Origin of the sequence: Arthrobacter luteolus NBRC 107841, assembly GCF_001552075.1 — a bacterium.
GTDB classification, from domain to species: Bacteria; Actinomycetota; Actinomycetes; order Actinomycetales; family Micrococcaceae; genus Arthrobacter_B; species Arthrobacter_B luteolus.
In genome coordinates this window covers 843537-856814 of the sequence record NZ_BCQM01000001.1, presented here as the reverse complement: position 1 = coordinate 856814, position 13278 = coordinate 843537, and the positions used below count along the sequence as shown (strand labels likewise).

General features: G+C 66.4%; 12 protein-coding genes. 4 read left to right on the top strand and 8 right to left on the bottom strand.

The window, feature by feature from the left end; genetic code table 11:
* Positions 1 to 63: 63 nt before the first annotated feature.
* Positions 64 to 1077: a PDR/VanB family oxidoreductase gene (locus tag AL3_RS03945; protein WP_066296814.1), complete on the bottom strand. Its 1014-nt coding sequence runs from the start codon at positions 1075 to 1077 to the stop codon at positions 64 to 66.
* A gap of 4 nt (positions 1078 to 1081) precedes the next feature.
* Entirely contained in the window at positions 1082 to 2197 is a 1116-nt protein-coding gene (locus tag AL3_RS03940) for an aromatic ring-hydroxylating oxygenase subunit alpha (protein ID WP_066296812.1), read from the bottom strand.
* 133 nt (positions 2198 to 2330) lie between these two features.
* Here AL3_RS03940 and AL3_RS03935 point away from each other — a divergent pair, with 133 nt between their 5' ends.
* Both AL3_RS03935 and AL3_RS03930 read left to right on the top strand, forming a co-directional pair.
* The gene (locus tag AL3_RS03935) at positions 2331 to 2912 is read left to right on the top strand and encodes a PadR family transcriptional regulator (protein ID WP_066296810.1); all 582 of its coding nucleotides are present in this window, start codon (positions 2331 to 2333) and stop codon (positions 2910 to 2912) included.
* A 110-nt stretch (positions 2913 to 3022) separates the two neighbouring features.
* On the top strand, positions 3023 to 4045 hold the full coding sequence (locus tag AL3_RS03930; RefSeq protein ID WP_066296806.1) for an intradiol ring-cleavage dioxygenase: 1023 nt from the start codon (positions 3023 to 3025) through the stop codon (positions 4043 to 4045).
* Positions 4046 to 4170: 125 nt separating this feature from the next.
* On the opposite strand, the gene AL3_RS03925 is transcribed toward AL3_RS03930, so the two are convergent.
* A complete protein-coding gene (locus AL3_RS03925) occupies positions 4171 to 5139 on the bottom strand; it encodes an NAD(P)-dependent alcohol dehydrogenase (RefSeq protein ID WP_066296805.1) in 969 nt (322 codons plus the stop codon).
* Between the two features lie 409 nt (positions 5140 to 5548).
* Between AL3_RS03925 and AL3_RS03920 the strand changes: the two genes are divergently transcribed.
* The gene (locus tag AL3_RS03920) at positions 5549 to 6427 is read left to right on the top strand and encodes an EamA family transporter (RefSeq protein WP_066296804.1); all 879 of its coding nucleotides are present in this window, start codon (positions 5549 to 5551) and stop codon (positions 6425 to 6427) included.
* A 67-nt stretch (positions 6428 to 6494) separates the two neighbouring features.
* Here AL3_RS03920 and AL3_RS03915 read toward each other — a convergent pair whose 3' ends face one another.
* The 4 genes from AL3_RS03915 to AL3_RS03900 form a co-directional block, all read right to left on the bottom strand.
* Entirely contained in the window at positions 6495 to 7685 is a 1191-nt protein-coding gene (locus tag AL3_RS03915) for an ABC transporter permease (RefSeq protein WP_066296803.1), read from the bottom strand.
* On the bottom strand, positions 7682 to 8566 hold the full coding sequence (locus AL3_RS03910; RefSeq protein ID WP_066296802.1) for an ABC transporter ATP-binding protein: 885 nt from the start codon (positions 8564 to 8566) through the stop codon (positions 7682 to 7684). The genes AL3_RS03915 and AL3_RS03910 overlap by 4 nt, the downstream gene beginning before the upstream one ends.
* 110 nt (positions 8567 to 8676) lie before the next feature.
* Positions 8677 to 9396: a response regulator gene (locus AL3_RS03905; protein ID WP_066296800.1), complete on the bottom strand. Its 720-nt coding sequence runs from the start codon at positions 9394 to 9396 to the stop codon at positions 8677 to 8679.
* Between the two features lie 80 nt (positions 9397 to 9476).
* A complete protein-coding gene (locus AL3_RS03900) occupies positions 9477 to 10901 on the bottom strand; it encodes a sensor histidine kinase (RefSeq protein WP_066296798.1) in 1425 nt (474 codons plus the stop codon).
* A 222-nt stretch (positions 10902 to 11123) separates the two neighbouring features.
* Here AL3_RS03900 and AL3_RS03895 point away from each other — a divergent pair, with 222 nt between their 5' ends.
* Entirely contained in the window at positions 11124 to 12305 is a 1182-nt protein-coding gene (locus tag AL3_RS03895) for a M20 metallopeptidase family protein (RefSeq protein WP_066297126.1), read from the top strand.
* 15 nt (positions 12306 to 12320) lie between these two features.
* On the opposite strand, the gene AL3_RS03890 is transcribed toward AL3_RS03895, so the two are convergent.
* Positions 12321 to 13253, bottom strand: a complete 933-nt coding sequence (locus tag AL3_RS03890) for a LysR substrate-binding domain-containing protein (protein WP_066296797.1) — start codon at positions 13251 to 13253, stop codon at positions 12321 to 12323.
* Between the last annotated feature and the right edge of the window lie 25 nt (positions 13254 to 13278).

Below are 13278 nucleotides of genomic sequence, written 5' to 3'. Positions count from 1 at the left end.
GCGAGATTTCGTGCCGCTTCGGCTAACCATTATTGCGAACATCGTAAGGGTTCTCACAGCCGCTCAGGAGAGGTCGATGGTAACGATGGCGGGGCCCCGGCGCGGGTCTGCATCCCCGTGCTTCCCCGTCGGCGCTGTCACTGCGCGGGAGACGCAGCAGCACATCTTCTCCCGGGCCCGCTGCTGGCGTTCGCTGTAGAAAACGTCCCGGTGGTCCACTGCGCCGTCGAGACCCAGGATCCGGACCTCGCACAGCCCGCACTCGCCCTTCCGGCAGTCGAACATCATGTCCGCGCCGGCTTCCTCGAGCGCCTCCAGCATGGACCGGCCCTGCCCCACCCGGGTTTCCAGGCCCAGCCGGGGCACCCGGACAATGAATTCTTCCGGGTCGTACCAGCCCGAGTTGCCGAAGGTCTCATAGCGCAGGCTGGAGGCATCCAGTTCGCGTTCCCGCCAGCTGCGGCGCACCGCGTCCATCAGCCGGATGGGCCCGCACATGTAGAGTTCCGTGCCGTCCCCGATACCCCCAACCAGGTCCGGCACGGAGAGCGCTGTGCCTTCGGAATCGACATGGACCTGCAGCGCGTCGCCGTGCTCGGCCTGCAGCTCAGCGAGGTAGGCCATGGCACTGCGCTGGCGTCCGGCGTAGACCAGGCGGTAGTCCGCCTTCACGTTTTTCAGCGTCCGCGCCATGTTCAGGATCGCCGTGATCCCGACGCCGCCGGCCAGCAGGAGATAGCTTGGCGCCCCGACCCGCAGCGGAAAATTCTGCAGCGGCTGGGTGATTTCAAGTTCATCTCCCGGGACGAGCCCGTGCATAAACACGGAACCTCCCCGGGAGGTGGGGGTGCGGAAGACGGAGATGGCCAGGGACGCGCCGTCGTCGCCGGACTCCACCACCGAATAGGAGCGCCGCTGGCGCTCCTCGTCGATGGTGACCATCAGGTCAATATGGGAACCCGGCTCCGCCTGGCGGGGCAGGGACGGGGCAAGGACCACGCGGCGGATCCCGTCCGCTGCGTCACGGGTTTCGGTAACGACGGCGCGCTGCCAAACCTCGGTGTTCGTAGCTGCCATGGCCTTAGCGTTCCGCCGGAGCGGGGGTGTCCGCTGAAGGCAGGCGGCCCTCGGCAGCCAGGCGGCGTTCGATCAGCCGCCGGACCCACATACCGCCGGCATCGATGTTCAGGTTGTAGAACTCGTAGTCCGGGTTGGCGTCGATCGCGGCCTGCTGGGCGGAGAGCATCTCCTCATCCTCGCCGAAGACCCCGTGGACGCCGTCCCGCAGCTGGGTGGTGATGAGCTGGCTGTCCAGCCGGTAATTGCGCATAAAGGCCCAGAAATAGTGGCAGGTCTTGGCGGTTTCCGGAGAAATGGTGTTCATCACGAAGCCGTTCACTCCCTGGCTGCGGTCACCCTCCGGAGCGCCGGTGCCGGCTTTGGCGACACCGACGTCAATATTGATGGTCGACGGCGCGCGGAAGGTGATGATCTGCCAGCGGTCCACCTTGCCCTCGAAATCGGGGAACTTGTCCCGCATGTTCTTCAGCCAGAAGGGCGGTGGATCGATGTTCAGCATCCAGCGCGAGACCGTCACCGTGTCATCGTCATGTGAAACGACAAATTCGGATTCGCTGAGTTCCTCCTGGCCGATCGAGGAGGAATGGACGAACTCCTCATGGGTGAGGTCCATCAGGTTATCGAGCACCAGCTGGTAGTTGCACGGGGCGAAGATGGTCTGCCCGTCGCCGGCCCACTCGGGCGAGGACAGCTGGTGCATGTCCGGGACAAGGTCCGGATCGGCGAGCGTGGGGTCGCCGAGCCAGACCCACACATAGCGGTAGCGCTCAACGACAGGGAAGGACGGTACCGTGGCGCTGGGGTTGATTGTTTCCTGGGCGGGCATCGAAACGCAGCGTCCCGCGGAGTTGTAGACGATCCCGTGGTACGGGCACTGAATGCCGTCCCGGCCCATGGTTTTACCCATGGACAGCGGCGCCAGGCGGTGCCAGCAGGCATCCGCGAGGGCTACGGCCTTGCCGTCCTCCGTCCGGTAGAGCGCCAGCGGGCGGTCGGCGATGCGCCGGGCCATCGGCTTGCGGGTCACCTCGTGGTCCCAGGCTGCCACGTACCAGGCATTGAGCGGATAGCCCAGCACCTTATTGGTGGTGGAACTGGTGGTGGAGACGGCGGTCATGGCTTTCCTTCCTCGCGGCATCATCCTCGGTGCCGCTCCAAACTAACTATCTCCATAGATAGTTAGTGACGTAAGGCACATTACCTATGCCTATAGTGGTTAGGCAAGGGTCCGCTTCTCCAGAAAGGCCACAGTGAGCCTTCGTTACGCGCTGCTGGCACTGCTGAACGTCGAACCCATGACCGGGTACGACCTGTACAAGCAGTTCGAGTCCTCCGTGGGCTACGTCTGGCATGCCCCGGACTCCCAGATTTACCCGGAGCTGCGGCGGATGGAACGGGACGGCCTGCTCGAAGGTGAGGAAGTCCCGTGGGGAACCAAGGGACGCAAACGCCAGTACCACGTCACGGATTCCGGCCGCGAAGCCTTCCGCACCTGGGTCAACACCCAGCTGGACTATCCCCGCGAGCGGGATCCCATGCACCTGAAAGCGGCGTACCTTGAATGGGCCGACCCGGACGCCGCCCGGAGCCAGCTCCACGCCCACATTGAGCATTACGGTGCCCGGCTGCTGCAGTGGCAGCAAAAGATCGAGGAGATCGACGGCGGCACCTCGGACATGCTCAACCGGCGCCTGTCCACCGTCCCGTCCACGGACCATCAGCGCGTTGCCGCCTTCAAACGGTTCACCTATGAGGGCCTCACCGCCCGGGCGGAGCAGGAAATCGCCTGGGCCAAGCGCGGACTGGCGCTGGTTGATTCGCTCTATCCGTAGCCGCCCCAGGCGCCTGCCGGACGGGCAAACCTCCACGGTTGGCACAGCTTCGGTATAGAAAGCGGGCCTACCCTCGACTTGGCGAAACGCTGCCAAGCCAAGGAGGAAACATGCGTCACCGCGAAGCTGAACAGAGTCCGACTACCGAACAGACCCACCTTTATCAGGGCCGTGCGCTGCCCCGTCCGGACGAAGACCTTGAGGACCAGGGGCTGGGGTTCGACGTCGGGACCCTGCTGCAGCGCCGCGGTGTGCTGAAGGCGTTCGGAATCGGCGCCGTCACCCTGGGCCTGGCCGCCTGCGGTGCATCCGAGCCGGGAACCGGAACCAGCGATGGCGAGATCCCCGATGAAACAGCCGGACCGTATCCCGGCGACGGGTCCAACGGGCCGGACGTCCTGGAAGAAAGCGGAATCGTCCGCAGTGACATCCGGTCGAGTTTCGGTGAGTCCGAAGGCACGGCGGAGGGCATCCCCATGGACCTGGAGCTGACCATCACCGATCTGGCCAACGGCGGGGCGCCTTTCGCCGGCGTCGCAGTCTACGTCTGGCACTGCACCCGCGAGGGCCTCTACTCGATGTATTCCGAGGGGGTCGAGGACCAGAACTACCTGCGGGGCGTCCAGATCGCCGATACAGACGGCAAGGTCCGCTTCACCAGCATCTTCCCGGCCTGCTACAGCGGGCGCTGGCCGCACATCCACTTTGAGGTCTACCCTGACGAGGCCTCCATCACGGACTCCACAAACGCGGTTGCCACCTCCCAGGTCGCGCTGCCACAGGACGTGTGCGACACAGTGTATGCCACCGCCGGCTACGAGGCGTCAGTCCGGAACCTCGCTCAGATCACGCTGGACAGCGACAACGTCTTCGGTGACGACGGCGGCGCCAGCCAGCTTGCCTCCGTCACCGGCAGCGTGGCGAAGGGATACTCCGTGTCCCTGACCGCAGGCGTTGATACCCGGACCGAGCCGACCGGAGGCAGCGCTCCGGACGGCGGCTCCGGTGGGGGTCCGGGCGGCGGCGGGCCGGACGCGGGCGGCGAGCCTGGCGGAGAACCTCCGGCCGGTGAGCCTCCGGCAGGTGGAACAGGTGGAACAGGTGGAACAGGCGAACCGCCGGCGAAGCCGTAAAAAGCCAGTGAAGCCGTAGAAAGCCAGTGAAGCCGTAGAAGCCGGCGGAGCCGTAAGGGCCGGGCGCTGCCGTAGAGACCCGGCGACTTTTCGGCTGGACAGCCTTCATCGGCCGGGGGTGCCGGTCAGACCGTGATGGCGAGCTTGCCGCGGACCTTCCCGGCGGCCAGCCAGCGGAGGGCCTCCGCTGCCTGATCCAGCGGAAAGGTCCGTTCCAAAGGGGGCGTGATGCTGCCGGCTTCAAGGAGCCCGGTCAGGTCCTCGAGTTCCGCCGTGCGGACCGCACCGATGAACATCGTCAGCCGCTGCGGGATGAAGGGGGAGAGCGCCAGGGCCCCCAGCTGGCGGTTCATACCGCCTGTGAGGTTCCCGCCCGCTTCGCCTCCGGTGATCACGGCTGTTCCCTTGGGCGTGAGGGCACTGCGCAGACGGGCAATCGACGGGTTGCCGGCAATATCCAGGATGAGGTCCCAATGGGACCGGCCGTCCGCGTAGTCCTGCGCGGTGTAGTCGATGACCTCGTCCGCTCCCAGTGATCGGACGAAATCCATCTTGCCCGTGCTGCACACCCCCGTGACTTCGGCGCCGAAGGCTTTGGCCAGCTGGACGGCGTAACTCCCAACCCCGCCTGCGGCGCCGATGACCAGCACCCTCTGTCCCGGTTGAACGCGCCCGGTTTTGCCCAGTCCCTGCAGCGCTGTGACGGCTGAGACAGGTACCGCGGCGGCCTGGGCAAAACTCAGTCCTTCCGGTTTGGCCGCCAGCCGTGCCTCCGGGGCCACGGCATATTCGGCATAGGTGCTTCGGCCGCTGCCGTACACCTGGTCGCCCACGGCGAAACGCGTCACTGAGGAGCCCACCGCTGAGACCGTTCCGGCCAGATCCATACCGGGAACGGGGTTTCTCGGCTTCTGGAGACCGAAGGCCAGCCGGCCCAGGTAGGGCAGCCCGGTCATGATGTGCCAGACTCCCCGGTCCACGCCGGCCGCCCCGACCTGGACCAGAACTTCATTGTCCTTGGGTTCGGGGACGGGGACATTCCCCAGGTGCAGAACCTCAGCGGAACCGTAGCGTTCCTGGACGATTGCCCGCATTCTGTGCCCTCTCGTAACTTCTTCCGCGGACCCGACCGGCATCCGGACTTGGATGCTACAGAGGGCGGAGGGTCTTAGCCATCAGTAGTTCGGGAGCGAGCTCCAAGTTGACGGGGGAGCTCTGCTGCCGGTTTGGGACATCGCTCCGGTCCGCGGCGTCAGCGATATCCCAAACCGGCAGTCTTCCCTTCACCGTCGTCTGCAAAGACACATTTGCAGCTCCTCCGGCTCCCTAAATATGCTTCCCGTATGGACCCGATGAGCAACCTGGGCTGCAGTGCCCGCAGAGGACCGTCCGCGCGCCCCTGACGGGCACCGCGGATTCTCCCTTTCATTTCCTGAGCGGCTGCCTGTCGTCTGACGTCCCCGTCAACGACCGGTCCTTCGGTCTGCCCAGAAATGGTCCCTCATGTTCCAGAATCCCTCTCCCCGTCTGCGCGCCCTGCTGGGTGCAGTATTTGTCCTGATCGGCTCCATCAGCATCCAGATATCGTCCGTGCTGGCGAGCAGTGTCTTCCCCGTCGCCGGCTCGCTCGGCACCAGCGGCCTGCGGATGTTCCTTGCCGCCGTCGTGCTGCTTTGCATTGCCCGTCCCGGAATCCGGGAGCTGAGCTCACGGGCCTGGGTGGGCATTGTGTTCTACGGAGCGGCGATGGCCGCCATGAATGTGCTGCTGTACAGCGCCATTGAGCGGATTCCGCTTGGCCTGGCGGTCACGCTCGAATTCCTTGGCCCGCTGGCGGTCGCCGGCCTCGGAGCCAGGGGACGCATTGAACGGTTCCTGCCCGTCCTGACGCTGGTGGGGGTGGCTGCAGCCGCGGGGGTCGACTCCGGGTTCGACGTGGCTGGAGTCCTTTTCGGCCTGGGCGCCGCGGCCGCGTTCGGCACGTACACGCTGATGGCAGGGCGGGTGGGCGAGGACAGCCCGGGCATTCAGGGCCTGGCCCTCTCGGTCGCCGTTGCAGCCGTCCTGCTCTTGCCGTTTGCCGGCACGGCGGCGCCGCGGCTGGGCGCCTCAGACTGGACGACGGTGCTGGTCTCTGCCCTGCTGGGAGTCGCCCTCGCCTACACCTTGGACTTCCTGGCCACCAAACTCACCTCCCCGCGGATTGTTGGGACGCTGTTCGCCATTGATCCGGCGGCAGCAGCCGTCGTCGGCGCCCTGGCGCTGGGCCAGCCGCTGAGCCTGACCGCGGCCGCAGGCATCGGCCTGGTCATCGCGTCGGGTGCGGCCATTATCTGGCGGAGCGGGACCCCGGGCAGGGACTTCGCCGCAGCCCGGGCATAAATGCAGCCGGTGCCGGTTCGGAATTCGAACCGGCACCGGCTGTATTTTTTTGACCTGCCAGAAGGGGTTACTGCTCCAGCTTCATCGCCTTGCGAAGGGTCAGCGCGCCGCCGCTCTGCATCACGGCCCGGCGGTAGATCTTCTCACCGAAGCGCAGCAGGGCGTACGCGGCGGCCAGGGCGAGCGCCAGGGAAACGAACGTTTCCCACAGCGGGACCTCGCCGCCCAGCATCCGCACCGGCATCGCCACGGAGGAAACCACCGGGACGAAGGACGCGATCACCAGCAGCTGGCCCTTGGCGAACAGGCCGCCGAACAGGGCCACGATGATCACCGTCAGCACCGGACCGGAGCTGTTGTTCAGGTCCTCGGTGCGGGAAGCCATGGAGCCGAGCATGGCCCAGGCTGAAGCCAGGATCAGGAAACCGGCCAGGAAGAACACCAGGAACCAGCCCGACGCCGGAATCAGGGTTCCAACGCTGTCCGCGGTGCCGGTGAAGGTGAGTGCCAGCAGGGCGGCACTGGCGTAGAGGGCCAGCTGGACCATCGCCAGGATCGTGTTGCCGGCGACCTTTCCGTAGAGCAGCTGGCGGATCGGAATGGCGGTAGCCAGGATCTCCACCACCCGGTTCTGTTTCTCCTCGAGCACGGAGGTGGCGATCGCCATGCCGAACACAATTGCCGCCATGTAGAAGAGGAAGGCAAACACGAACCCGGCGAACTGGGCCATGAACTGGTTCTCGGCATTGCCATCCAGCAGCGCTGTGCCGAACTCACTGCCTTCCAGCAGCGCTTCCGGCGTGGTTCCCGCATCGGCGGCGTTGACCTCCAGGGCGTAGGCATGCAAGGCCTCTGCCAGGCCCTGCTGCAGGCCGCCGGACAGCTCTTCGTTGCCGGTCAGGGTCCATGTCCCGTCGGCGTCCTGGGTGAGGGCTGCGTCCGCATCATCCGAACGGACCAGTTCCAGGGCTTCGTCGGCGGACCCGGCGTTCACCGCCTCAAAGGTGGAGTTCCCGCCGTCGGCCTGCCCGGTGGCGTGGGCAATATCGACGACGGCGGTGCCTGCGGTGTCCGAAACGGCCACGGTGTATTCATCTGCCCGGGTGCTCATGTAGGCGTTGAAAACCACCACGCCGACAATCAGCACCAGGGTGACGAGGGTGGAGATGAGGTAGCTGCGGTCGCGGGCCTTGACCATGACTTCGCGCAGGGTAACGATGGCCCACGGCGGGGTGGGGCGGGCTGTGCTGGTGCTCATGCTGCGGTGACCTCACGGTAGATTTCGCTCAGGGACGGCCGGATCGGCGCGAACTCCTCCACGGAGCCGCGGGTGAGTGCCGTTGCCAGCAGCCGCTGGCTGGCGGCGGCGTCGTCGAACTGCAGGATCGCAGTGGGGCCGGCGACGTCGAGGACGCGCACCCCGGGTTCGTCCCGGACCCAGCCGGCGTCCGGGGACACCGTGATGCGGTGCCGGTTCACGGCCTTGGCCCGCAGGTCGTCACCGGTGCCGGAGGCAATGACGCGGCCCTGCTGCAGGACCACCATGTTGTCGCAGAGCCGGTCGACCAGGTCCAGCTGGTGGCTGGAGAAGAGCACCGGCACTCCGGCCGCGGTGCGTTCGCGCAGCAGTTCCACCATGGAATCCACGGCCACCGGATCCAGGCCGGAGAAGGGCTCGTCCAGGATCAGCACGCTGGGACGGTGCAGCAGTGCTGCCGCGATCTGGACCCGCTGCTGGTTGCCCAGGGAGAGGGATTCCAGCTTGTCTTTGGTGCGCCCGGCCAGGCCGAAGCGGTCCAGCAGGTCCAGGGCTCCCTTGCGGGCCGCGGACTGGCTCATCCGGTGCAGCTGGCCCAGGTAGACCAGCTGGTCCAGGATCGGCTGCTTGGGGTAGAGACCGCGTTCTTCGGGCATGTAGCCGAAGCTGGAGCGGGCATCGGCGGTGAGCGGGGCGCCGTCCAGCAGGACCTCACCGGAACTGGCCGTGAGCACCCCCATGATCATGCGCATGGTGGTGGTTTTGCCGGCGCCGTTGGCGCCGACAAACCCGGTCATCTGGCCGGATGGAACATCGAAGCTCACCGCATCGACGGCGGTTTTCTCACCGAACCGGCGGGTGAGGTTTTGGACCTGCAGCATGGGGGACTGCTCCTTCCCCGGGGATTCCGGGAGGTTGTGGACGTACTACTGCCTCAACCTTAGGAACAAGCCGGGATCAGCGGATCGGCCGTCCGGGTGAATCCCGCCGGTTAGGCTTCGCGGCCGCCCTCACCCGGAAGAATGAGTCCGGATTCGTAGGCGAACACCACGGCCTGGACCCTGTCCCGCACCTGGACCTTGGCCAGCAGGTTGGACACATGGGTTTTGACGGTCGCCTCGGCGACGAACATCCTTGCCGCGATTTCCGCGTTGCTCAGGCCGGTGGCCACGAGCTCCAGGACTTCGCGCTCGCGGGTGGTCAGGGAGTGCAGGAGCTTCTGCTGCGCCGGATCGGGCTGTGGCCCGGCCGGGGCCGGGGCACCCGCGGAGGCCTTCTCGGCGTCCAGCTGGCGGGCGAAGCGTTCGATCACCCGCACGGTCACTTCGGGTGCCAGCAGGGCGTGGCCGCCGGCGACGGCATGCACCGCACTGACCAGGTCGTCCGGATCGGCATTCTTCAGCAGGAAACCGCTGGCTCCGGCGCGGATGGCGTCGAACAGGTAGTCGTCGCGTTCGAAGGTGGTCAGAATGATGACTTTCGCCCAGCCGGCATCCACAATCTGTTCGGTGGCCCGGATCCCGTCCAGCACCGGCATCTGGACATCCATCAGGATCACGTCCACCGGGTTCGCGGCGGCGAAGTCCACGGCTTCCTGGCCGTTGGTCACCTGCCCCACCACCTCAATGTCCTCTTCGACGGAGAGCATCATGGCGAATCCTGCGCGTACCAGCGCCTGGTCATCGGCCAGCAGCAGGCGGATCGGTTGCATTTGAGTCCTTCAGTTTTTGGCAGCCCGGTGCCACCCCCGCCTTAAACCTAGCGGCAGGGAGCGCAGGGGAGGTAACCGGTCTAACGCAGTGGGATGCGGACCCGAACCCGCCATCCGCCGCCGTCGCGCGGGCCGATTTCCGTGGTGCCGCCGTGCAGGGCAGCCCGCTCGCGGACCCCCCGGAGCCCGTAGCCGGTGCCGGCGGTGCCGGGGCGGGGGTGGCCGCCGTCGACCGTTTCCACTTCCACCCAGCGCTGCCCGCCGGTCTCCCCGGAGCGCAGGGCGACGACGGCGGAACCGGCGGTTGAGTGCCGGCGGACGTTGGCCAGCGATTCCTGCACCGTCCGGTAGACGGACAGGGCCAGCGGGGCGGAGAGTTCGGCAAGTGCTCCCGGGCGGTCCTCCACCTGGTTGAAGGTCACGGCCAGCCCGTTGCTGCGGTATTCCTCGACGAGCGCGGGAAGGTCTTCGAGACCCGGTTCGGGACGGCGCTGGGCGTCAGCATCCGGCTCCGCGTTCTCGGAGTCCGTTGACCGCAGGACTCCCAGCAGGGAACGCATTTCGGCGACAGCGTCGCGTGAGGAAGCTTCAATGGTCTGGAGTGCCCCGGCAGCGGCGGCAGGCTTTTTCTCCATGACCCGGCGGGCAGCACCGGCCTGCACCCCGATCACGGCAATATGGTGTGCGACGACGTCGTGCAGTTCCCGGGCGATCCGCAGGCGTTCCTCCACCACGGCCTTGCGCGCCAGGTCCGCGCTCTGGGCTTCCAGCTGCTCCGCCTGCTCGGCGAGCTGCTCCCGCTGATGGGCGCTGCGCCAGGAATTCATACCGAACATGATGGCCCCGCCAAAGTATGCCGCGTTGAGCATAAACGTGTACAGCGCGTAGGAGGTCAGCGGCGGCAGCAGACCCTGAGCCTCGCCGTCCTCCACCCCTAGAGCCGCAATCAGCTCGTCGTAGCTGCTGGACACAGTCATGCTGAGGATGATCCAGAGGAACATTGCCGCCACGACCACGGTGACACCCAGCCAGAGCACCCGCCGGTTCCGTGCCCAGGCGACGGCACTGTACAGGGACGCGAAGTAGGCGGCCTGGAAGCCCAGCTGCCCGGAAATCGCGGTTCCCGTCAGACCCACCCCCAGGAAGGTCGCGGAGCTGAGGACCATCACGGCGACGGGAAAGCGCCGGCGCAGGATCAGCGGCAGGAACATCACCGCCTGCGCCAGATGCTGCAGCCACGGGTTCCCGCTGTCGCCGTCTCCGAAGGCCCAGCCCCGCATGAGTTCCAGCATCAGGCCACTGAGCGCAAACGCGACGGCGACCCCAATCATGTCGCGGCGTATTCCCTCCGGTCCGGGGCCTGGCCGCTCCCAGTCGGACTCCGCATGCCAGGGCAGGTTGCCGCGCAGGCTGCGGAGCCTCGCGGCCAGGCTCTGGCGTGCCCGGAGCACATCGGTGCCGGTATGCCCTTCGGCTGCTGGGCCGGCCACGGGGGAATCGATCATGGCCCCAAGTTTATGGCCGGCGTCCGCGCTGCGGATCCGCCGTCCGGCTGAGACTCTGCGGGGGAGACACCGGGGGTTGGAGGCAGCCCAACCCCTGGTTGCTTTGGTTACGGATTGGGTACACCGGGTCAGCTCCGCCGCGCCCGGTGCCCTTCGGAGCGCCGGGATGATTTACTTCGACCGGGGCATCATGTGCCGAATGCTGCTCGAATGACCGTGAGGATGGACATGTTTGCTTCCGAAGGACAGGCTTTGCTGCCGGAGCTGGTAGCGCTGCGCCGTGCGCTGCACCGCGAACCGGAAGTTGGGCTGCATCTGCCCAAAACCCAGGAACGCATCCTGGATGCCCTGGACGGGCTGGGCCTGGAAATCACCACAGGCAGCTCCCTCAGTTCGGTAACCGCCGTGCTGCGCGGGGGCGAGGACGGCCCGGCGGTGCTGCTGCGCGGAGACATGGATGCCCTGCCCGTTGAGGAACTCACGGACCTGAAATATGCCTCGACCAACGGTGCGATGCACGCGTGCGGCCATGACATGCACGTAGCGGGCCTGGTTGGCGCGGCCCGCCTCCTCGCAGCACAGCAGCGGGACCTCTCCGGCAGCGTGGTGTTTATGTTCCAGCCCGGGGAAGAGGGCGACGGCGGTGCCGGCCTGATGATCGACGAAGGCGTGCTGGAAGCGGCGGGGGAACGGCCGGTGGCTGCGTACGGCATCCATGTGCGCCCGGGTCCGCTCGGTGTCTTCCGCACCAAACCCGGAACGCTGATGGCCGGCGCCAACGAACTGCGCATCACCGTCCACGGCTCCGGCGGGCATGGTTCCCAGCCGCACAATGCGCTGGACCCGGTTCCGGCGCTGGTGGAGATCGCTGCAGCGCTGCAGGTGATGGCCACCCGGAAATTCTCGGTGTTTGATCCGATCGTCCTGACCGTCACGCAGCTTGAGGCGGGCCGTGCGATCAACGTCATTCCGGATTCCGCCCGGCTCGGGGCCAGCGTCCGCACCCTGTCAGCCGAATCAGTGGACCGGCTGATCGTGGAGACTAAGGCGCTCGCCGACGGAATCGCCGCGGCACACGGCTGCACCGCCGAGGTCAGCTTTGAGATCCTCTATCCGATGACGGAGAACGATCCGTCGCGGACCTTCGAAGCCATGCGGGAACTGCGCGAGCTCTTCGGCGAGGACCGCGTTATCCAGTCGCGGGACCCGCTGATGGGATCGGAGGACTTCTCCCTGGTGCTGCAGAAGATCCCCGGTGCGTTCCTGTTCCTGGGGGCCACCCCGCCGGATATGGATCCGGCCACTGCCGCGTGGAACCACTCTCCGCGGGTGCTCTTCGACGATTCGGTGCTGGCGGACCAAGCTGCGGCGCTGGCCCAGCTGGCGTTTAACCGGCTGACGTAGCCCGGCCGTTTCTCCTTAACTGCCGTCCGGGACTGCGTACAGCGGCTCCGGCTCGTAAGAGGCCACGTGCTGCTGCGCCAGTTCGACGAAACGCCGGGCCTTGCCGGAAAGGGTGCGTCCAGCCGGCCAGACCACGGAAACCCGTTCCAGGTGTGGCTGCGGGTCCAGGGCCCGGGCAAGGACCGGAAGCCCTTCGTAACTGGACGGGTTCCGCGGCCGCTGGATGAAGAGTGAGTAACCCAGTCCCTGGGCCACGAGGGAACGCGCCAGTTCAAAGTGCCGGGTGCGGTGCCGGACGGTGGGGGAAAGCCCCTGCGCCGTGAAGTAGGCCATGATGTCGTCCACGCTGGGCGGGGCATCGAGCAGGATCATCGGCTCGTTCTCAAGATCCCTGGCCCGTACTACACCGGATTCGGCCAGCGGATGTCCGGCGGCCAGAATCACGTGCATGGCTGTGTCATACAGCCGTGCTGTTTCCACCCTCCGGTCCAGATGCATGTTGTACATGATTGCCAGTTCCAGGTCCCCGGATTTCAGCTGCTGCAGGAGGGTGGCTTGATCGGCCGGGTGGATGCTCAGCTCCACATCCGGGTGCAGCCGGTCGAAGAGCTTGACCATTTGCGGCAGGATGGTCGGCGCCAGCGAGGGATAGCAGCCGATGGCGAGAGGACCGGACAGTTCGCGCAGACCGGCGGATGCCGCCAGGTTCTCAGCGGATCTCAGCAGGGACAATGCCTGGTCGAAAATGTGCTGGCCGCTGGCGGTGAGGACGATTCCGTGGGATTTGTGCCGGGTGCAGAGCTGGGATTTCAGCGATCGTTCCAGCTCATCCAGTGCTGCGGCGACAGCCGAACGGGAGACGTGTTCCTGGGCGGCAGCCGCGCTGATGCTTCCGGTCGAGGCGATCGCACAGAAGTAGCGCAGCTGCCGCAGGGTGAATTGGCTCATTAGTTCCGCCTCGGTGCAGGGGCCG